This is a genomic window from uncultured Caulobacter sp., assembly GCF_947036865.1.
In the GTDB taxonomy this organism is placed as follows: Bacteria; Pseudomonadota; Alphaproteobacteria; order Caulobacterales; family Caulobacteraceae; genus Caulobacter.
In genome coordinates, this window is record NZ_CAMQSF010000014.1 from 1 (window position 1) to 19,604 (window position 19,604).

Below are 19,604 nucleotides of genomic sequence, written 5' to 3' on the forward strand. Positions count from 1 at the left end.
GCCAAGGCCGCCCCGAGCGCCGCGCCCGCCGCCGCCGCTCCGGCCGCCGCCGAGCCGCGCAAGGCGCTGTCGCTGGAGCAGATGGGCATCCCGGCCGGTTCGTACGACCTCGTGCCGCTGGACGGCATGCGCAAGACGATCGCGCGCCGCCTGACCGACAGCTTCCGCGACGTCCCGCACTTCCCGCTGACGATCGACATCGAGATCGACACGCTGCTGGCCGCGCGGGCCAAGATCAACGGCCTGCTCGAGAAGCAGGGCGTGAAGGTCTCGGTCAACGACATCGTCATCAAGGCCGCCGCCGTGGCCCTGAAGCAGGTGCCGGAGGCCAACGCCAGCTACACGCCCGAAGGCATCGCCCTGCACAAGCATGCCGACATCGCCGTGGCCGTGGCCATCGACGGCGGCCTGATCACCCCGATCATCCGCGCCGCCGAGACCAAGGGCCTGGCCCAGATCTCGACCGAGATGAAGGACCTGGCCGCCCGGGCCAAGGCCAAGAAGCTGAAGCCCGAGGAGTTCCAGGGCGGCACCTTCTCGGTCAGCAACCTTGGCATGTTCGGCATCAAGGCCTTCTCGTCGATCATCAACGAGCCGCAGGGCGCGATCATGAGCGTCGGGGCCGGCGAACAGCGCCCGGTGGTCAAGAACGGCCAGCTGGCCGTGGCCACCGTGATGACCGTGACCCTGACCTGCGATCACCGCGTGGTCGACGGGGCCATCGGCGCCAAGTTCCTGGCGGCCTTCAAGCCGCTGATCGAAGAGCCTTTGACCCTGATCGTCTAAGGCCAAGGAGGGGCAGGGATGTCCGTCTACGACTATTCGGCCAAGACGCTGGACGGCCAGGACGCGAGCCTGGCCGACTATCGCGGCCAGGTGCTGCTGATCGTCAACACCGCCAGCAAGTGCGGCTTCACCCCTCAGTACGAGGGGCTGGAGCAGCTGTGGCGGACCTACAAGGACCGCGGCTTCACGGTCCTGGCCTTCCCCTGCAACCAGTTCGGCGCGCAGGAGCCCGGCGACGCCGCCGAGATCGCCAACTTCTGCTCGCTAACCTACGACGTCACCTTCCCGGTGATGTCGAAGATCGACGTCAATGGCGAGGGCGCTCATCCGCTGTACCGGTTCCTGAAGAAGGAACAGAAGGGCCTCTTGGGCACCGAGGCGATCAAGTGGAACTTCACCAAGTTCCTGATCGGTCGCGACGGCGAGGTCGTCGAGCGGTTCGCGCCGACGACCAAGCCCGAAGACCTGAAAGCGGCGATCGAAGCGCTGCTCTGAATTTCCCCGGACCGATCGCCTGGATCGGTCGATCGTCGCGCCGCTCCCCCGGCCGACGTCAAAGCTAGGGTAGACAAGACTATGTCCACGGAATTCGATGTCGTCGTCATCGGCGCCGGTCCTGGCGGCTACGTGGCCGCGATCCGCGCCAGCCAGCTGGGCCTGAAGACGGCCATCGTCGAGCGTGAGAACCTGGGCGGCATCTGCCTGAACTGGGGCTGCATCCCCACCAAGGCCCTGCTGAAGTCGGGCGAAGTCTATGAGCAACTCTCGCATCTCGGCGGCTACGGCCTGTCGGTGCAAGGCGCGTCGTTCGATTTCAACAAGATCATCGAGCGCTCGCGGGGCGTGGCCAAGCAGATGTCGGGCGGCATCGCCTTCCTGATGAAGAAGCACAAGATCGAGGTGATCGAGGGCGAGGCCAAGCTCGAGAAGGGCGATCCGGCCCCGAAGCTCGTCATCGCGCTGAAGGCCGGCGGCAGCCGCACGGTCCAGGCCAAGAACGTCATCCTGGCCACCGGCGCCCGCGCCCGCGAGATCCCGGCCATCGGCGCGGTCTCTGACGGCGACAAGATCTGGACCTATCGCGATGCCCTGGCGCCCAAGAGCATGCCCAAGTCGCTGGTCGTCATCGGCTCGGGCGCCATCGGCATCGAGTTCGCCAGCTTCTACCGCGCCCTGGGCGCCGAGGTGACCGTGGTCGAGGCGATCGACCGCATCATGCCGGTCGAGGACGAGGAGGTCTCCAAGGCCGCCCAGAAGGCGTTCGAGAAGCGCGGCATCAAGTTCCGCGTCGGCGCCAAGGTCGGCAAGATCGAGAAGGCCAAGGACGGCGTGGCCGTGACCGTCGAGGCCGGCGGCAAGATCGAGCAGCTGACCGCCGAGAAGTGCATCGTCGCCGTCGGCATCGCGCCGAACAACGACGGCCTCGAAGCGCTGGGCCTCAATCTCGATCGCGGCCACGTCGTCACCGACAAGCACTGCCGCACCAACATTCCGGGCCTCTACGCCATCGGCGACATCACCGGCGCGCCCTGGTTGGCCCACAAGGCCAGCCACGAAGGCATCCACGCCGCCGAGGCGATCGCCGGCTACAAGACCCCGAACGTCCACTCGCCGATCCCGGGCTGCACCTACGCCAACCCGCAGGTCGCCTCGGTCGGCTACACCGAGGCCGGCGCCAAGGCGGCCGGCATCGAGGTCAAGGCCGGCCGCTTCCCGTTCCGCGTCAACGGCAAGGCCGTGGCGGCGGGCGAGGTCGAGGGCTTCGTCAAGACCGTGTTCGACGCCAAGACCGGCGCGCTGATCGGCGCCCATATGATCGGCCACGAGGTCACCGAGATGATCCAGGGCTTCGTCACGGCCATCACCCTGGAAGCCACCGAGGAAGACCTGCACGGCATCGTCTACGCCCACCCGACCATGTCGGAGGCCATGCACGAAGCCGCGCTGGACGCCTACGGCCGCGTGCTGCACATCTAGGACAACTAGGGAGTCTGGATGGCGCGCAAGGCGGCCGCGACGACGGGTGAGAAACCAGCCAAGGCGCGGAAGGGATCCAAGACGACCCTTTCCGAGGCCAATCTGGTCGACCTGGGTCCCGAGCGCCTGGCCGCCATCCTGCTCGACCTTTCCAGCGACAGCCACGTCAAGCGCGTGCTGCGCCTGGAGCTTTTCGCCGAGGCGGGCGGGGAGGGGCTGGCGAGCGAGATCGCCAAGCGCCTGGCGACCATTGGCAAGTCGCAGTCGCGCATCCACTGGCGCAAGCGGCCGGCCTTCGCCAAGGATCTCGATCTGCATCGCCGGATGATCGAGCGGCTGGCGCGGGACGACGCCACGGCCGCCTTGGGCTTGATGCTGGATCTGCTGGATCTGGCCACGCCGACCCTGGACCGTCTCAGCCAGATCGAAGGCCCGATCGGCGACGTCTTCCTGGCCGCGCGCGACGGCGTCGGCGCCATCGCCGCCCAGGCTCTGCCCGATCCGCTGGCCCTGGCCGACCGCGTCGCGAGCCTGTTGCGCCACGACGAGTATGCTCAGTTCGGTCCGTTGGTGAACGCCCTGGCGCCGACCCTAGGCGGGACGGGGCGTGACCGGTTACGAAAGACGCTGGAGCAGTTGCTGGCCGCGCGGCCGACGCGGTCGGCCCACGCCTATGACGCGCGCGGCGCCATCTACAAGGACGCCCTGCGCCGCCTGGCCGACGCCAGCGGCGATGTCGACGCCTTCGAGGCGACCTTCTCGCCCGAGCTGCGACGCACGCCGCTGGTCGCCGCCGAGATCGGCCGGCGCCTGCTGGCGGCCGGCCGGGCCGAGGACGCGCTGGCTACGTTGCAAGCCGGCGCGCCCGGCGACCAGCGCGGCCGGCATCAGAGCTCGCTCGAGGAGCGCGCGACCTGGGAAGACGTGATGCTGGAGGCGCTGGAAGCCACCGGCCACCGCGACGAAGCCCAGAAGCGCCGCTGGACCGAGTTCGAGCGCACGCTGTCGATCCCCCGCCTGCGGACCTATCTGAAGGGCCTGCCGGACTTCGATGATGTCGAGGCCGAGGATCAGGCCAAGGCGGTCGCCCGGCGCTTTCCCCGCTTCGACATGGCCTTGGCGTTCCTGGTCTCGTGGCCCGACCTGCCGGCCGCCTCGCGCCTGGTGCTCGAACGCGCAGGCGAGATCAGCGGCGCGGACGACACCCTGATCGCCGAGGCCGCGCGCCGGCTGGAGGGGAGCTATCCGCTGGCCGCGACCCTGCTGCTGCGCGCGTCCATCCAGTACGTGCTGACCTATGGCGTGGCGACCCGCTACGCCGACGCCGCCCGCCAGCTGCTGGAGGCCGAGTCGCTGGCGGCGATGATCGGCGACTTCGGCGAATATCCCGACCACGCCGCCTTCGTCGCCGACCTGCGGGCCATGCACGGGCGCAAGCACGGCTTCCGCGCCGAGGTCGAGGCCCTCGGGGCGGTGTTTTAAGCCGCCCGCGCGTCCGTCTCGGCCATCCGCTGGATGGCGACATAGTCCGTCTTGCCGCTGCCCAGCACCGGCACCTCGGTGACCTTGAGGATCTTGCGCGGCACGGCCAATTCGGGCGCGCCGATCGTCTGGGCGTGCGCCACCAGCGGCCCGACGTCGGCGTCTGGACGGTCGGTGATCAAAACAAGCTTCTCGCCCTTCTTCTTGTCGGGCATCGAGATGACCGCGTGACGGCCATCGGGCCAGACGGCCGAGGCCAGGTCCTCGGCGGCCGTCAGGGAGACCATCTCGCCGCCGATCTTGGCGAAGCGCTTCACACGGCCCTTGATCGTGATCCACAGATCGTCGGTGACCGTGACCACGTCGCCGGTGTCGTGCCAGCCGCCCTCTGGCGCATCGACGCCGCCGTCCTCGCGCAGATAGCCGGCCATGATGTTCGGGCCGCGCACCAGGAGGCGTCCGCCTTCCGGAATGCCCTCGACCGGTTCGATCTTCCACTCCTGCCCGGGGAGCAGGCCGCCGACCGTGCCCCGGCGGTTGTCGTCGGGCTTGTTGACCGCGATGACCGGCGCCGCCTCGGTGGCGCCATAGCCTTCCAGCACGGGCACGCCGCCGAACTTCTCGGCGATCAGGTTGTGGGTCTCCTCGCGGACCTTCTCGGCGCCGCAGACGATGAAGCGCAGTCCCGAGAGCTCGTCGCTTTCCGCCGCGCGGGCGTACTGGTTGACGAAGGTGTCGGTGGCCAGCAGCACCGAGGCGCCGGCGTCCTTCAGCAGCGGCGGAATCTGCTTGGTGTGCAGCGGCGACGGATACTGGAACGCCTTCATGCCGGTCAGCATCGGCAGGATCACCCCGCCGGTCAGGCCGAAGCAGTGGAAGACGGGCAGGGGGTTGAAGAACACCCACGCGGGATCCAGCGCGATATGCGCGGCGATCTGCATGGCGTTCTGAACCAGGTTCTCCTGGGTCAGCACCACCCCGCGCGGCGCGCCGAAGCTGCCGGAGGTGAACAGCACGACCCCGGTGTCGGAAGGCTTGGCCGGATGGCGGAAACGGCGCGGAAAGAAGCCGGCCGCGGCGGCGAACAGCTTGTCGCCAAACCCGATCGTCGCCCGAACGTCCTCGAGATAGGTGACCTCGGCCGTCTCGCTGATCGCGTCGACGATATCGTGCAGCTTGCCCAGCTCGATGAACTTGTGAGCCGTCAGCACCCGCTTGACCTTGGCCAGCTTGCAAGCGGCCTTGATGTTCCGCAGCCCCGCCGTGAAGTTCAGCATGGTCGGCACGCGGCCGAAGGCGTGAAGCGCGAAGAAGGTCACCACCGAGCCCGCGCCGGAGGGCAGCAGAACGCCGACGTTCTCGCCGGGTTCGGTCACGGCCGCGATCTTGCGGCCCAACGCGAAGCTGGCCCGGATCACGTCCGTATAGGTGAGCGGATTGCGATCCTGGTCCTCCAGGATCGGCTTTTTGGCCCCGTATGTGTCGCGGGCGTCGATAAGGGCGTCGAACAGGGCCTTGTGGCCGTTACGCGCGTCGTAAGCTACCGGCATCCCGGCGAAACCTCCCCGAAAAGCGATGACCGCTTTCGTTCGTTGAACGCGGAGTCTGCCGAGGAAGGTCCAGCTTTGCAAGAAAGAGTCACAAACCGTGAGCTCAGCCCTTGCCGCCCGCGCCTTTGGCGGTGATCCGCGCCCGGGTGAAATCCTCGATCGCGGCCAGCCACGGGCCGCGAACGGCGTCCGATTCCAGGTGTAGCGCGTGCCCCGCGCGAGGGTCGCGGACCTCTCGACAGGCGGGCATCGCGGCGCAGAGCCGGGTCTGAGGGCCGGCGGTGGCCACCCTGTCGTCGCCGGCGGTCAGCATCAGGGTCGGCGCGGTCGCCTTCTTCACCTCGCGCGCGGCGGCCTCGGACGCGTCGAAGAAGGCCGCGTACCAGCCAAGGCTGCGGCCGCCCATCCGCAGGTCGGGATTGGCCAGCATCCAGGCCGCCCGCACCTTGCCGCGCGTTGCGTCGTGCGTGAGGCCGGCCTGAGCGTCGTCGGGGCCCTCGCGCCGCCAGCCGGGCTGGCCCGGGGCGCGGACCCAGCCCAGGTGAAGCGCGCGCATCGCCGGCGTGAATTTGGCGAACTCCGCCCGTGAGCGCGGCAGGGTTTTCAGGCCGAAGGCGGGCGTGGAGAGGATCAGGCCGTCCATGGCCAGGCCCTCCTGCGCCGCGCGCAGGGCGACGAGGCCGCCTTCGCCATGGCCCAGCAGGACCAGAGGCGCGCCGGCCGCCGGCCGGATCACGCCCTTCACCAGGCCCTTGGTCGCGGCGACGTCGGGCGCGAAGCTCTCGACATGGCCAAGGTCTCGCCAGGGCGTCGCCCGCTCCGAGCCGCCTTGGCCGTCGCGCTCCAGGACCCAGACCGAATAGCCCTGGTCCACGAGTTCGGCCACGGTTTCGAACCAGACCTCGGCGCTCTCGCCATAGCCCGTCAGGATCAGGATCGTGGCCTTGGGGGCGGTCGGCGGCGCGGTGACGCCGTAGCGCTGGGCGCGGCCGTCCCCGCTGCGGACATAGCCCCAGGCCCAGCCCGGCGGCGGATAGAAACGGACCCCCAGGGCCGGCGGCGTCCGGGTCTCGGCGAACGGCGCGCGCGCGCCGCCGTCGCCGCAGGCGGAGACGGTCAGGACGGGGACGAGGGCCAGGAGAACGGCGAGGAGGCGGCGACGCATATGCCGCAGTCATTTCGCGCCTCGCGGCCTTAAGCAAGATCGAGCGCTTGATCCAGCGGGCAAGAAGACCGATTTAGGCGCCATGGCCACGGTGATCGACACCCTCAAGGCGCGCGGCCCGGAAGACCGGGCGGCGCGTCACCCCGAAAAGCAGAACCGTCCGGACACGCCCGTGCTCCGCAAGCCCGAGTGGCTGCGCGTCCGCGCGCCAGGCTCGGGTCAGTACAACGAGACCAAGGGCATCGTGCGCGAGCACAAGCTGCATACGGTCTGCGAGGAGGCGGCCTGTCCGAACATCGGCGAGTGCTGGAGCCAGAAGCACGCGACCATGATGATCATGGGCGAGATCTGCACCCGCGCCTGCGCCTTCTGCAACGTCACCACGGGCCTGCCGACCCAGCTGGATCCCGATGAGCCGCGCCGCGTGGCCGAGGCCGTCGCCAAGATGGGCCTCAAGCACGTGGTCATCACCTCGGTGGACCGCGACGACCTGATCGACGGCGGCGCGCGGCATTTCGCCGAGGTCGTCACCGCCATCCGCGCCGCCGCGCCGGGCACGACGATCGAGATCCTGACCCCGGACTTCCTGCGCAAGGACGGGGCCGAGGACGTGGTGATCGACGCCAAGCCCGACGTCTTCAACCACAATCTCGAGACCGTGCCGCGGCTCTATCTGAAGATCCGCCCCGGCGCCCGCTACTACAATTCCCTGCGCCTGCTCGATCGGGTGAAGCAGCGCGATCCCTCCCAGTTCACCAAGTCCGGCCTGATGGTCGGTCTGGGCGAGACCAAGGAGGAGGTCATGCAGGTGATGGACGACATGCGCTCGGCCGGGGTCGACTTCATCACCATCGGCCAGTACCTGCAGCCGACCCGCAAGCACGCGGCGATCGACCGGTTCGTGACGCCCGAGGAGTTCAAGGCCTACGAGGCCATCGCCCGGGCCAAGGGCTTCCTGATGGTGTCGTCGAGTCCGCTGACCCGCTCGTCGCACCATGCCGGCGACGACTTCGCCAAGCTGCAGGCGGCGCGGCGCGCGCTCGACGCTCGCTCGGCCTGAGCCGTGCACCGCCATGCCGTCACGCGCGTCTTGCCTTACGCGCCCGAGCAGCTGTTCGAGCTCGTCGGCGACGTCGACGCCTATCCGAGTTTCGTGCCGTGGATCACCGGCATGCGGACCTGGAACGGCCGCGTGGACGGGGCGGTGAGCACCGTCGACGCCGAGGCTCAGGTCGGGTTCTCGTTCCTGAAAGAGAAGTTCGCCACCCGGGTTCGCCGCGATCGCGAGGCGCTGACCATCGACGTCAGCCTGCTCTACGGCCCGTTCAAGCGCCTCGCCAACGGCTGGCGCTTCGTGGCGGAGGGGGAGGCGACACGCGTGGAGTTCGTCATCGACTTCGCCTTCAAGTCGGTGATGCTGGACGCGCTGCTGGCGGCCAATATCGACAAGGCGGCCCACAAGCTGATCGCGTGCTTCGAGGATCGGGCGCGGCGGATCTACGGGTCGAAAGTCTAGTCCTTCTTCGCGACCGCTTCCTCGATCCGTTCCTCGAAGTCGCCGAGGTTGCCGAACAGGTTCTCGACCGCGAAGACGAGGCCGAACACGCGGGCGGCGTCGTCGAATTCCAGGTCCCGCGTCACGCCCTCCCGCCGCAGCGCCTCGACCGCGCCCTGAAACGCCTGGTGCGCGCTGGCGAAGGCCAGGCGGTCCGGTCTCGGGCCGTCGGCCAGCAGCGCCGCCGACGCGCGCAGAAAGGCGGCGCTGGCCTCCAGCATGTCCGCCGCCGCCGGGGCGAGGCCGGGCGCGGGCAAGGGCGCTTGCAAGGTCCGCCCCACCATCACCGTGTCGTTGCGCAGACGCCAGAGCGTGCGGGGCACGGCTTCGGAGATCGAGCGATCGCTGAGCTTGCTGGCGCTTTCACGGTCGGCCTCGGTCATGGCGCCCTGCAACCTGGCCAGCGCGGCGCGCAGCTCGTCCTGAGCCTTGAGATTGTCGACCGGACCCGCCGTTCCCCGCAGGATCGCCACGTGATTGTCCAGGACCTGGGCCTCGAGGTTCGCGATCTTCTGGACGCTGGCGACGACCGAGGCGTGGGCGCGGGCTGGGAAGATCAGCAAGGTGGCGGCCACGCCGACCACGCTGCCGACCGTGATCTCGGCCACCCGGAACCAGGCGGTCGTCAGCGGATCGAAATGGGTCGAGGTCCCGCCGATCAGCATGATCACCGCCGTCACCGGCGCGACCTTGAGCGCGGGCCGCATCGACACCACAAAGGACAACAAGGCCACCGTGACGCACAGGATCACCCCGCCGAAGTCGGGCCAACGGGCGTGAAAATACGCCGCCGCCGCCCCGGCCAGCGCGCCGACCACCGTGCCCATGAACCGCTCGACCGACGCCGTGATCGTCGCGCCGAGGCTGGATTGCACGACGATCACCGCGGTGAACACCGCCCAATAGCCCTGCGGCGGACGCAGCAGGGTGGCCAGGGCGAAGGCCGCGCCAACCGCGGCCGACACGCGGATCGCGTGACGAATCTCGGTCTGACGCGCGGCGGCGGCCTTCAGCGCCGTGCGCGGCAGCGCAACGCCCGTGAAGCGCCTCCAGTCGCCGGGCGTCGGCTCGGCCATCTAGGCGACCGCTTCGCGCAGCATCTCCAGCGCCGTGCGCACCGCCGCCAACTGCACGGCCTCGCGGGTCTGGCCGTCGAATCGCTCGTGGCGATGGACCACGGACCGATTGGCGCGGGCGACGGCGAAGTGGACCGTGCCGACCGGCTTCAAGGGCGTGCCGCCGCCCGGCCCGGCGACGCCGGTGATCGCGACGGCGACGTGGCCGTTGCTCTCCCGCAGCGCGCCTTCGGCCATCATCCGCGCCACCGGCTCGGAGACCGCGCCGTGGTCGGCGATCAGGTCGCCCGGGACGCCCAGCATCTCGGACTTGGCGCGATTGGTGTAGGTGACGAAGCCGCGCTCGAAGACGTCGGACGCGCCGGCGATGGCGCAGATCGAGCCGGCGACGAGCCCGCCCGTGCAGCTCTCGGCGGTGACCAGGCGGAGCGATCGGGCGCGCGCCTCGTCGATCAGCAGTCGGGCCAGGGTCTCGATTTCCAGCGGGAACATCCAAAGCGCTCCGGTTGCTATGACGACGAGTGTAACCCGATCAAGCCGGCGTCTCGACCGCCACGACGGCGGAAGCCGCCAAGCCCTCGCCGCGGCCGGTGAAGCCCATCTTCTCGGTCGTGGTCGCCTTGACGCTGATCCGGTCGAGCGGCAGGCCCAGGATCTCGGCCAGCCGTTCGCGCATCGCCTGCCGGTGGGGTTTGATCTTGGGGCGCTCGCAGATCAGGGTCACGTCGACATTGACGATCGCGCCCCCGCGCGCCGCCGCCAGCTCGGCCGCGTGCTTTAGGAACCGGTCGGAGGACGCGCCTTTCCACTGGGGATCGGTCGGCGGGAAATGGTCGCCGATGTCGCCCTGGCCGATCGCGCCGAGGATGGCGTCGGTCAGGGCGTGCAGGCCGGCATCGGCGTCGGAGTGGCCGATCAGGGTCTCGTCGTGCTTGATCGCCACGCCGCACAGCCAGACCTCGTCGCCCGGACCCCAGCGGTGGGCGTCGAACCCCTGGCCGACTCGGGTGATGCGCGCGGCGCCGGCGAGCCGTTCGGCCATGGCGAAATCCTCGGGATAGGTGAGTTTCATCAAGAGCGGATCGCCGGGCGCCAGCGCCACGCGGCCGCCGGCCGCCTCGACCACCTGGGCGTCGTCGGTCGGCTCGCCGCCGGACCAGACGGCGTAGGCGGCCAGCAGCGTCGCGCGGCGGGCGGCCTGCGGGGTCTGGGCGCGCCAGAGGTGATCTCGGGATGTCGTCGCCAAGGGCTCGCCTGGCTCAGCGCGCTTGAGCGTGTCCGCGACGGGCAAGGCGGGCAGGGCGAGGTCGGCGCTCTCCAGCGCCGCCAAGACCCCTGTGATCGTCGCCCCGCTCACCAGCGGACGGGCGGCGTCGTGGACCAGCACGGGCTCGTCATCCGGGCGATCGGCAAGCGCCGCGAGACCGGCTTGCACCGACAGGGCGCGCGTCGCGCCGCCTAGGGCCGAGGTCCAGCCGCTCAGGCCGGCGAGCACGTCGCTCAAGGCCGCTTCGCCGTCCCGCGTCGTGACGACGACGATCCGCGCCGCGCCCGCCGCCAGGAAGGCCTCCACCGACCACCGCAGCACGGGCTTGCCCGCCAAGGGCCGCCACTGCTTGGCCTGGCCGGGACCGGCCCGGGTTCCGGAACCGGCGGCGACGATGACGGCGGAGAAGGTCATGGCCGCTGTTTAGTCCGACCCTGGCGCTTGTCCAGTCGATCAGGGCTTTACTGCGCTGCACAACATGCCTAAAAAGATAGCTACGGGGATGATCAGAAAATGAGCAACAAGCTCGAAGTCGGCGGTGTCACCGTCCCCGGTCGGGTGTGGATCGCACCGATGACCGGGGTCTCGGACCTGCCCTTCAGAGAGACGGCCACGGCGCTCGGCGCGCCTTACGTGGCGACGGAGATGGTGGCCAGCGCGGAGTTCGCGAAGGGGCGACCCGATGTGGTGCGCCGCGCCGCGGTCGGCGAGGGGCTGCCGCTCACCGTGATCCAACTGGTGGGGCGCGACATCGGCTTCATGGCCCAGGGCGCGCGCATGGCTGAGGAGGCCGGCGCCGAGATCATCGATCTGAACTTCGGCTGCCCCGCCAAGGAAGTCGCCGCCGGGGCCGCGTGCGGTTCGGCTCTCATGCGCGAACCCGAGCTCGCCGAGGCGCTCGTCGCCGCCGCGGTGGAGGCGGTCGATGTTCCTGTCACCGTCAAGATGCGCCTGGGCTGGGACGTCGACAGCCTGAACGCGCCCGACATCGCGCGCCGGGCCGAGGCCGCCGGCGCCAAGGCGATCACCGTGCATGGCCGCACCCGCAACCAGTTCTACAAGGGCGTCGCGGATTGGACCGCCGTCTCGGCGGTGAAGCGGGCCGTCTCGGTGCCGGTGCTCGTCAATGGCGACGTCGTCGACGGGGACAGCGCGCGACAGGCCCTCGCCCAGTCGGGCGCGGACGGGGTGATGATCGGGCGAGGCGTGTATGGCCGTCCGTGGATCGCCGTCGCGATCGAGGCGGCGCTGGAGGGGCGCGGCTTCGTCGAGCCTGGACCCGAGGAGCGGCTGGCCATCGCGCTCACCCATTTCCGCCGAAGCCTGGCCTTCTACGGCGAGCGCTTGGGTTTGAAGATGTTCCGCAAGCACCTGGCCTCGTACATCGAGGCCGCCCCGTGGCCCGAGACCGCCGAGGCCCGGCGCGCGGCGCGCGCCGACCTGTGCCGTCTGGAAACCCCCGACGCCGTGGAAGCCGCCCTGAGCGACCTTTGGCTGGCGGGGCGGAGACTCGCCGCATGACCGACCGCGCCCGCGTCCTGGGAACCCTCGCTCCCGAAGCCCTGAAGGCCGCCGCCTTCGACCTCAGCCCCGAACCGGCCCTCGTCGTCGATCGGGATGGCGGCCTCGTCGCGGTCAACGAAGCCGCCGAGGCGCTGTTCGGCCACGGCCTGTCTCTGCTGGCGCGCGGCCGGTTCCGCGCCGCCTTGCCCCCCGGCTCGGTGCTGGTCTCGCTGATCGACCGCGCGATCTTCGAAGGCGCGCTGGTTCGCGAGCATGGCGTGGAGGTCAACCTCTTCGGCCAACCGCCGTTCGAGGCCGACGGCGCCGCCGCGCCGCTGGGCGACGGCTCGGTGCTGCTGACCCTGCACGTCAAGGGCGTCCTGGGCGTCGATCGCGGCGCCGACGCCGCCGGCCTACGCTCGGTCGTGGGCCTGGGCAAGATGCTGGCGCACGAGATCAAGAACCCGCTGGCGGGCATCCGCGGCGCGGCCCAGCTGTTGAAGACCGGCGCCAGCGCCGTCGACCAGCCTCTGGCCCAGTTGATCGTCGACGAGACCGACCGCATCCGTCGTCTGGTCGATCGAATGGAGGCGTTCTCCGACGAAATCCCGACGCCGCGCGAGCCCGTCAATATCCACCTCGTGCTGGACCGCGTGCGCGCCCTGATCGCCAATGGCGTCGCCGACGGGCTGGCGCTGAAGGAAAGCTATGATCCCTCGCTTCCCCCCGTCTGGGGCGACGAGGATCACCTGATCCAGATCTTCCTGAACCTGACCAAGAACGCCGCCGAGGCGGCGCACGCGCGGGGCGATGGTCGCGGCGCGATCTCGATCCACACGGCCTGGCGGCCGGGCGTACGGGTGCGCGGGGCCGACGGCAAGGCGACCAGCGGCGCGCCGATCGAGGTGCGAGTGGTCGACAATGGTCCGGGCGTGCCCGCCAGCCTGCGCGACCACCTGTTCCAGCCGTTCGTGACCACCAAGGCCAACGGCACGGGCCTGGGGCTGGCCCTGGTCACCAAGCTGGTCACCGCCCACGGCGGCCTGATCGATTTCGAGTCCGAGCCCGGCCGCACCGTGTTCCGCGTGCTGTTGCCCGTCGCGCCCCAGAAGGGCGCCCCCGAAGTCCAAGCCGGAGACGCCTGAGCATGAACGCCGCGAGCAAGAAGATCCTGATCGCCGACGACGACAGCTCGGTGCGCCTGGTGCTCAGCCAAGCGTTCACGCGCCTCGGCTATCAGGTTCGCGCCACCGGCAACGCCACGACCCTGCTGAAGTGGGTCACGGACGGGGAGGGCGATCTCGTCGTCACCGACGTGATGATGCCCGACGAGAACGTGTTCGACGTCCTGCCGCGCATCCGCAAGGAGCGGCCCAAGCTGCCGATCATCGTGATGAGCGCGCAGAACACCCTGCTGACGGCCGTCAACGCCGCCGACGCCGGCGCGTTCGAATATGTCTCCAAGCCCTTCGATCTCGACGATGTGACCGCCGCGGCCCGCCGCGCCTTGTCTCGCCCGGCCGACGCCGAGGCCTCCAAGGCCCAGGCCCGCGCCATGCGGGACGAGCGCCTGCCGCTGATCGGCCGCTCGGCGCCGATGCAGGAGGTCTATCGCACCATCGCCCGCCTGGTCGGCGCCGACCTGACGGTGCTGATTCTCGGCGAAAGCGGCACCGGCAAGGAGCTGGTCGCCCGCGCGCTGCACGAGCTGGGCCGTCGCCGCGACGGCAAGTTCGTGGTGATCAACCTGGCCGCCGTGCCGCGCGAGCGCGTCGAGGCCGAGCTGTTCGGGCGCGGCGAGGGCGACAACGGCCGCCTCGTCGAAGCCGATGGCGGCACGCTGTTCCTCGACGAGATCGGCGACATGCCGCTGGACGCCCAGACCCGCCTCCTGCGCGTGATCGACGGCACCGAGCCGGTGGTCAATCCCAAGACCGGCCGCCGTCCGAACGTGCGGATCATCGCCGCCACCAATCGCGATCTGCGCGGCCTGATCCAGCAAGGCCTGTTCCGCGAGGATCTGTTCTTCCGGCTCAATGTCGCGCCGGTGCGACTGCCGCCGCTGCGCGACCGGGCCGAGGACATTCCGGATCTCGCCCGCACCTTCCTGCTGCGCGCCGCCCGCGAGGGTTTGCCGGCCAAGACCATCGACCAGGGCGCCCTGGATCGGCTGAAGGCCCATCCCTGGCCCGGCAATGTGCGCGAACTCGAAAACCTGATGCGCCGGATGTGCGCCCTCTACGCCGAGGAGCTGATCACCGCCCGGATCGTGGATCGCGAGCTGCAGGATCACACGCCCACGGTGCGTTCGGAGGAGGGGCCGGTGACGCTCTCGACCCTGGTCGAGCGGCATCTGGCGTCGCACTTCGCCGATCAGCCCGACGGCGTGCCGCCGCCCGGCCTATACGACCGGATCCTGGAAGAGGTCGAGCGGCCGCTGATCCAACTGACTCTGTCGGCCACGCGCGGCAACCAGGTGCGGGCCGCCGAGATTCTGGGGCTGAACCGCAACACCCTGCGCAAGAAGATCCAGGACCTCGGGGTCGAGATGACGCGCGGGCGCAGGTAGCGCTGAAGCTTTCCTAGCACATAGCTGTTGAATTTGGGACACACGCTCCTAAACTCAGCGGCGATGTCGTCAGTGGCTTACGCACCGGAAACGGAAAGCCCGCCGACCCGGTACAGCCGGGCCTGGTGGCGGGCGCTGTTACGATCGCGCTATCTGACCGGCGGCGCCTACGCCCTGGCCGTGATCCTGACGGTCGCCAGCGTCGCCCTGGCCTCGTCTCCGCCGCGCACCGACTCGATCAGCACCGCCAGCACCGCGATCTTGGTCGTGCTGGGCTTCAATCTGGCCCTGATCCTTGGCGTCGCGACCATCATGGGTTTGCGGCTTTACGACCTGATTGACGCGCGGGCCAGCGACGCCGGCGCGCGGCTGCACCTGCGGTTCGTCGGGCTCTTCTCGCTGGCGGCCGTGGCGCCGGCGGTGATCGTGGCGCTGTTCTTCGGCGTCCTGGTCAATCGCGGCGTCGACGGCTGGTTCAGCCAACGTGTCCAGACCGTGGTCGGCAACTCCGCCAAGGTCGCCAACTCGTACGTCGAGCAGCAGAAGAACTACATCTCCGAGCACATCGCGCCGATGGCCGCGGACCTGAACCGCGCCGCCCCGGCCCTCGCCCAATCGCCGGTGGCGTTCGGCCACTATCTGGCGGGCCTGACCGAGGACAACGGCTTTTCGGCCGCCTACATCCTCGATCGCGACGGCCGCATTCTGGCCCGGGCCGAAAGTCCGTCCGCGCCGCCGTTCCTGGCCCCGCCGCCGTCGAGCTATCAGGCGACGGAGACGGGCGAGGCGACGGCTCAGCGGTTCATTTCCAACGACCTGTTCCGCGCGCTCTACAAGTTGAAGGCCTTTCCGGATGGCTATCTCTATGTGGTGCGGCCGATCGAGCAGGGAATTCTGAGCCACCTGATCGAGACCCAGGACGCGCTCTTGTCCTATCGCGACGCCAAGCGCAGTCGCGGACGGATCCAGGCGATCTTCGGCCTCAGCTATCTGGAGACCGCCCTGCTGGTGCTGGTCGCCGCGATTTGGGTCGGCATCGCCGCCGCCAACTCGATCGCGGGCCCGGTGGCCGGCCTTGTCGAGGCGGCGGGCCGGGTCTCGGCCGGCGACCTGGACGCGCGGGTGGAGGCCGACGCCGGACCGGAGGAGATTCGCGCGCTCTCCGACGCCTTCAACATGATGACCAGCGAACTCCAGCTCCAACAGGCGGCCTTGAAGGACGCCAGCCTGGACGCCGAGAGTCGCCGGCAATTCATCGAGACCGTGCTGTCGGGCGTCAGCGCCGGGGTGGTCAGCCTGGACGAACACGGCAAAATCTCGGCGGTGAACCGGCGGGCGGTGGCGCTGCTCGACCTGCCGGACGGCGCCCTGGGCGTCGACCTGATCCAGCTGGCGCCCGAGTTCGAGCCGGTGATGGCGGCGTTGGAGGAAAGCCGGCCGGAGACCGATGTCGAGGTCGACCTGACGCGCGCCGGCGAGACGCGGCGCCTGCGGGTGCGCGCGGCGGGCCATGTGGCCGAGGGCCTCGTGCTGACCTTCGACGACATCACCCGCCTGGTCGCGGCCCAGCGCAACGCGGCCTGGAAGGACGTCGCGCGGCGCATCGCCCACGAGATCAAGAACCCGCTGACGCCGATCCAGCTGTCGGCCGAGCGCCTGCGCCGCAAGTATCGCAAGGAGATCGCCGGGGATCTCGAGACCTTCGATCGCTGCACCGACACCATCATCCGCCAGGTCGGCGACATCGGCCGGATGGTCGACGAGTTCTCGGCCTTCGCCCGGATGCCCGCGCCGCGCTTCGAGCCGGCCAACCTGACCGAGATGCTGCGGGCCGCGGTGTTCGCCCAGCGCTTCCAGGACGCCGAGATCGAGGTGCGGCTGGAGGAGCCCGGCGGCGAGGACGTCTGGATCACCTGCGACCAGCGCATGATCGGCCAGGCCCTGACCAACATCCTCAAGAACGCCGGCGAAGCCGTGGGCGGGCGACGGCTCGCGGAGTCGGGCCTGCGCGGCCGGATCACCGCGACCTTGATCTCGGACGCCGACGATCTCTGCGTGACCATCGAGGACAACGGCGTCGGTCTTCCCGCGAAGGATCGTGACCGACTCACCGAACCCTATGTGACGACCCGCGAGAAGGGCACGGGCCTGGGCCTGGCCATCGTCAAGCGGATCATGGAGGACCATGGCGGCGGCCTGGCCCTCACCGACGCGCGCGAGCTTCCCGGAGCCCGCGTGATCCTGAAGTTTCCGACGACCGCGCGACTGCACGCCGCGGCCCAAAGTGGCGTTGAGGAGATGACATGAGCGCCGACGTTCTCGTGGTGGATGACGAGGCGGATATCCGCGAACTGGTGGCCGGCATCCTGGAGGATGAGGGCTACGCGGTGCGGACCGCCGCCGACTCCGACCAGGCCCTGGCCGCGATCCGGGCGCGCAAGCCCGCGCTGCTGGTCCTGGACATCTGGATGCAGGGCGGCGGCATGGACGGGCTGGAGCTGCTCGACATGGTCAAGGCGCTGGACGCCGACCTGCCGGTGATCATGATCTCGGGCCACGGCAATATCGAAACCGCCGTCAGCGCGATCAAGCGCGGCGCCTACGAGTTCCTGGAAAAGCCCTTCAAGTCGGACCGTCTGCTGCTGGTTGTCGAGCGGGCGCTGGAGGCGGCGGGTCTGCGTCGGGAAAACCGTCGCCTGCGCGCCCAGACCCTGGCCCCCGACGGCCTGATCGGCAAGTCGGCCCCGGCCCAAGCCCTGCGGCAGCTGATCCTGAAGGTCGCCCCCGCCAACAGCCGTGTTCTCGTGTCCGGCCCGCCGGGCGCGGGCAAGGAGCTGGTGGCGCGGCTGATCCACGGCGCCAGCGCGCGGGCCCGCCAGGAGTTCGTCGCGGTCAGCGCCGCCGGCATGGCCCCGGAGCGCCTCGACGTCGAACTGTTCGGCGAGGAAGGCGAGGGCGGTCGACCGCGCAAGATCGGCGTGTTCGAGCGCGCCCACGGCGGCACGCTCTATCTCGACGAGGTCGCCGACATGCCGCGCGAGACCCAAGGGCGCATCCTGCGGGTGCTGGTCGAGCAGCGCTTCCGCCGGGTGGGCGGCGACAGCGACGTGCAGGTCGATGTCCGGGTCATCTCCTCGACCTCGCGCGACCTGCGCGAGGAGATCGCGGGCGGGCGCTTCCGCGAGGACCTGTTCCACCGCCTGAACGTCGTGCCGGTGCGGGTGCCGGGCCTGGCCGAACGCCGCGAGGACATTCCTGAGCTGATCCAGTATTTCGTCGAGAAGATCAGCGAGGCCACCGGCCTGCCGCGTCGGCGCCTCGGCGAGGACGCCTTGGCCACCCTGCAGGTGCAGACCTGGCCGGGCAATGTCCGGCAGCTGCGCAACAACGTCGAGCGGATGCTGATCCTGGCCTCGGGCGAGCCCAACGACCTGATCACCGCCGAGATGCTGACCGGCGCCGACCAGCCCAGCGCCGGCAACGCCGGCGCGATCGGCGCCGAGCGGATCATCGCCTTGCCGCTGCGCGAGGCGCGGGAGCTGTTCGAGCGCGAGTATCTGAACGCCCAGATCCTGCGGTTCGGCGGCAACATCTCGCGGACGGCCAATTTCATCGGCATGGAGCGCTCGGCGCTGCACCGGAAGCTTAAGTCCCTGGGCGTCGCCGGGGCGCGGGGCGAGGAGGAAGAGTAGATGTCGCGCTTTGCCTATGTGAACGGCCGCTTCGTGCGTCACGGCGAGGCCGCCGTCCACATCGAGGATCGCGGCTATCAACTGGCCGACGGCGTCTATGAGGTCTGGGCCGTGTTCGACGGCAAGCTGGCCGACGCGGAGGGCCATTTCACGCGGCTGTGGCGCAGCCTGGACGAGCTGCGCATCGCTCATCCGATGAGCCAGGCCTCTCTGCTGATGGTGCTTCGCGAGGCGGTGCGCCGCAACAAGGTCAAGGAAGGCCTCTGCTATCTGCAGGTCACCCGAGGCGTCGCCCGTCGCGATCACGCCTTCCCGAACCCGGCCGTGCCGCCGTCGGTGGTGATCACCGCCAAGAGTCTCGACCGCGCCGCCACCGAGGCCAAGGCCGCGCTCGGCGCGTCGGTGGTTTCCGTGCCCGAGACGCGCTGGGCGCGCTGCGACATCAAGTCCATCGGCCTTCTGCCCAACGCCCTGGCCAAGCAGGCGGCCCGCGAGCGCGGGGCGATCGAGGCGTGGTTCGTCGACGACATGGGCCTGGTCACCGAAGGGGCCTCGTCGAACGCCTGGATCATCGACGCCGAGGGCACGCTGCGCACGCGGGACACCAACGCCAACATCCTGCGGGGGATCACCCGCTCGACCCTGCTGGAGGTGATCCGCGCGAGCGGTCTTCCGTTTAGCGAAAAGCCGTTCACCATCGCCGAAGCCCAGGCCGCCAAGGAAGCCTTCATCACCGGCGCGGGATCCCTGGTCACGCCGATCGTGGCGGTCGACGGCGTCAAGTTGGGCGACGGCAAGCCCGGACCGGTGGCGACGCGCTTGCGGCGTTCCTATATCGAGCTCGCGCGCCAGAAGGCCGTCTGAGTCCGGAACAATTCCGGCAACGGCGGCCGGCGTTAACGCTAGCATGCGGAAATTTTCGCCGACGGCCCGTCGCTTTCGGCGAAAAATCCTCTAGCATGGCTTTGTTTGTGTGGAGGGC

Annotated in this window: 17 protein-coding genes; 12 read left to right on the forward strand and 5 right to left on the reverse strand. The window is 69.7% G+C overall.

The genetic code is table 11. The annotated features are described in order from the left end of the window. The 4 genes from Q0V34_RS10025 to Q0V34_RS10040 all read left to right on the forward strand — a co-directional run. The coding region (locus Q0V34_RS10025) for a 2-oxo acid dehydrogenase subunit E2 (protein WP_297511278.1) at positions 1-786 on the forward strand (786 nt) is incomplete at its 5' end. Between the two features lie 18 nt (positions 787-804). Next, entirely contained in the window at positions 805-1,281 is a 477-nt protein-coding gene (locus tag Q0V34_RS10030; protein ID WP_297511280.1) for a glutathione peroxidase, read from the forward strand. Between the two features lie 81 nt (positions 1,282-1,362). Then, positions 1,363-2,763, forward strand: coding sequence for a dihydrolipoyl dehydrogenase (lpdA, locus tag Q0V34_RS10035; RefSeq protein ID WP_297511282.1), 1,401 nt, complete (start codon positions 1,363-1,365; stop codon positions 2,761-2,763). 18 nt (positions 2,764-2,781) lie between these two features. After that, positions 2,782-4,245 (forward strand): DUF6880 family protein, encoded by a 1,464-nt coding sequence (locus tag Q0V34_RS10040; RefSeq protein WP_297511284.1) that lies wholly within the window; start codon positions 2,782-2,784, stop codon positions 4,243-4,245. Here Q0V34_RS10040 and Q0V34_RS10045 read toward each other — a convergent pair. After that, on the reverse strand, positions 4,242-5,795 hold the full coding sequence (locus tag Q0V34_RS10045) for an AMP-binding protein (protein WP_297511286.1): 1,554 nt from the start codon (positions 5,793-5,795) through the stop codon (positions 4,242-4,244). The genes Q0V34_RS10040 and Q0V34_RS10045 overlap by 4 nt on opposite strands. 103 nt (positions 5,796-5,898) lie before the next feature. Continuing rightward, complete coding sequence (locus Q0V34_RS10050; RefSeq protein WP_297511287.1) at positions 5,899-6,960, reverse strand: alpha/beta fold hydrolase; 1,062 nt, start codon at positions 6,958-6,960, stop codon at positions 5,899-5,901. A gap of 82 nt (positions 6,961-7,042) precedes the next feature. Between Q0V34_RS10050 and lipA the strand changes: the two genes are divergently transcribed. Next, positions 7,043-8,020, forward strand: coding sequence for a lipoyl synthase (lipA, locus tag Q0V34_RS10055; RefSeq protein ID WP_297511289.1), 978 nt, complete (start codon positions 7,043-7,045; stop codon positions 8,018-8,020). A gap of 3 nt (positions 8,021-8,023) precedes the next feature. Next, positions 8,024-8,476 (forward strand): type II toxin-antitoxin system RatA family toxin, encoded by a 453-nt coding sequence (locus Q0V34_RS10060; RefSeq protein WP_297511290.1) that lies wholly within the window; start codon positions 8,024-8,026, stop codon positions 8,474-8,476. On the opposite strand, the gene Q0V34_RS10065 is transcribed toward Q0V34_RS10060, so the two are convergent. Genes Q0V34_RS10065 through Q0V34_RS10075 form a run of 3 tightly spaced genes read right to left on the reverse strand, consistent with a single transcriptional unit; the run spans position 8,473 to position 11,272 of the window. Then, entirely contained in the window at positions 8,473-9,591 is a 1,119-nt protein-coding gene (locus Q0V34_RS10065) for an FUSC family protein (protein ID WP_297511292.1), read from the reverse strand. The two genes, Q0V34_RS10060 and Q0V34_RS10065, sit on opposite strands and share 4 nt — an antisense overlap. Beyond that, positions 9,592-10,083, reverse strand: a complete 492-nt coding sequence (locus tag Q0V34_RS10070; protein WP_297511294.1) for a CinA family protein — start codon at positions 10,081-10,083, stop codon at positions 9,592-9,594. It lies immediately after the preceding gene. Positions 10,084-10,123: 40 nt separating this feature from the next. Beyond that, positions 10,124-11,272 carry a bifunctional 2-C-methyl-D-erythritol 4-phosphate cytidylyltransferase/2-C-methyl-D-erythritol 2,4-cyclodiphosphate synthase gene (locus Q0V34_RS10075; RefSeq protein ID WP_297511296.1) on the reverse strand — a complete coding sequence of 383 codons (1,149 nt, stop codon included), beginning with the start codon at positions 11,270-11,272 and terminating at the stop codon, positions 10,124-10,126. A 99-nt stretch (positions 11,273-11,371) separates the two neighbouring features. Here Q0V34_RS10075 and dusB point away from each other — a divergent pair, with 99 nt between their 5' ends. The 6 genes from dusB to Q0V34_RS10105 all read left to right on the forward strand — a co-directional run bounded on the left by dusB (position 11,372) and on the right by Q0V34_RS10105 (position 19,486). Then, positions 11,372-12,379 (forward strand): tRNA dihydrouridine synthase DusB, encoded by a 1,008-nt coding sequence (dusB, locus tag Q0V34_RS10080; protein WP_297511298.1) that lies wholly within the window; start codon positions 11,372-11,374, stop codon positions 12,377-12,379. Further along, the gene (locus tag Q0V34_RS10085) at positions 12,376-13,506 is read left to right on the forward strand and encodes an ATP-binding protein (RefSeq protein ID WP_297511300.1); all 1,131 of its coding nucleotides are present in this window, start codon (positions 12,376-12,378) and stop codon (positions 13,504-13,506) included. Before dusB ends, Q0V34_RS10085 begins: the two co-directional genes overlap by 4 nt. Positions 13,507-13,508: 2 nt before the next feature. Then, entirely contained in the window at positions 13,509-14,930 is a 1,422-nt protein-coding gene (locus Q0V34_RS10090) for a sigma 54-interacting transcriptional regulator (protein WP_297511302.1), read from the forward strand. A 63-nt stretch (positions 14,931-14,993) separates the two neighbouring features. Beyond that, positions 14,994-17,237 carry a PAS domain-containing sensor histidine kinase gene (locus Q0V34_RS10095; RefSeq protein WP_297511304.1) on the forward strand — a complete coding sequence of 748 codons (2,244 nt, stop codon included), beginning with the start codon at positions 14,994-14,996 and terminating at the stop codon, positions 17,235-17,237. Then, entirely contained in the window at positions 17,234-18,622 is a 1,389-nt protein-coding gene (ntrX, locus tag Q0V34_RS10100) for a nitrogen assimilation response regulator NtrX (RefSeq protein WP_297511306.1), read from the forward strand. The genes Q0V34_RS10095 and ntrX overlap by 4 nt, the downstream gene beginning before the upstream one ends. After that, entirely contained in the window at positions 18,623-19,486 is an 864-nt protein-coding gene (locus Q0V34_RS10105) for a D-amino-acid transaminase (RefSeq protein WP_297511308.1), read from the forward strand. Positions 19,487-19,604: the final 118 nt, after the last annotated feature.

What these genes read in the sequence shown, in the direction of transcription:
- Q0V34_RS10030 (WP_297511280.1), top strand. Translation starts at nt 805, where the DNA reads ATGTCCGTCTACGACTATTCGGCCAAGACGCTGGACGGCCAGGACGCG.
- lpdA (WP_297511282.1), top strand. Translation starts at nt 1,363, where the DNA reads ATGTCCACGGAATTCGATGTCGTCGTCATCGGCGCCGGTCCTGGCGGC.
- Q0V34_RS10040 (WP_297511284.1), top strand. Translation starts at nt 2,782, where the DNA reads ATGGCGCGCAAGGCGGCCGCGACGACGGGTGAGAAACCAGCCAAGGCG.
- Q0V34_RS10045 (WP_297511286.1), bottom strand. Translation starts at nt 5,795, where the DNA reads ATGCCGGTAGCTTACGACGCGCGTAACGGCCACAAGGCCCTGTTCGAC.
- Q0V34_RS10050 (WP_297511287.1), bottom strand. Translation starts at nt 6,960, where the DNA reads ATGCGTCGCCGCCTCCTCGCCGTTCTCCTGGCCCTCGTCCCCGTCCTG.
- lipA (WP_297511289.1), top strand. Translation starts at nt 7,043, where the DNA reads ATGGCCACGGTGATCGACACCCTCAAGGCGCGCGGCCCGGAAGACCGG.
- Q0V34_RS10065 (WP_297511292.1), bottom strand. Translation starts at nt 9,591, where the DNA reads ATGGCCGAGCCGACGCCCGGCGACTGGAGGCGCTTCACGGGCGTTGCG.
- Q0V34_RS10070 (WP_297511294.1), bottom strand. Translation starts at nt 10,083, where the DNA reads ATGTTCCCGCTGGAAATCGAGACCCTGGCCCGACTGCTGATCGACGAG.
- Q0V34_RS10075 (WP_297511296.1), bottom strand. Translation starts at nt 11,272, where the DNA reads ATGACCTTCTCCGCCGTCATCGTCGCCGCCGGTTCCGGAACCCGGGCC.
- dusB (WP_297511298.1), top strand. Translation starts at nt 11,372, where the DNA reads ATGAGCAACAAGCTCGAAGTCGGCGGTGTCACCGTCCCCGGTCGGGTG.
- Q0V34_RS10085 (WP_297511300.1), top strand. Translation starts at nt 12,376, where the DNA reads ATGACCGACCGCGCCCGCGTCCTGGGAACCCTCGCTCCCGAAGCCCTG.
- Q0V34_RS10090 (WP_297511302.1), top strand. Translation starts at nt 13,509, where the DNA reads ATGAACGCCGCGAGCAAGAAGATCCTGATCGCCGACGACGACAGCTCG.
- Q0V34_RS10095 (WP_297511304.1), top strand. Translation starts at nt 14,994, where the DNA reads ATGTCGTCAGTGGCTTACGCACCGGAAACGGAAAGCCCGCCGACCCGG.
- ntrX (WP_297511306.1), top strand. Translation starts at nt 17,234, where the DNA reads ATGAGCGCCGACGTTCTCGTGGTGGATGACGAGGCGGATATCCGCGAA.
- Q0V34_RS10105 (WP_297511308.1), top strand. Translation starts at nt 18,623, where the DNA reads ATGTCGCGCTTTGCCTATGTGAACGGCCGCTTCGTGCGTCACGGCGAG.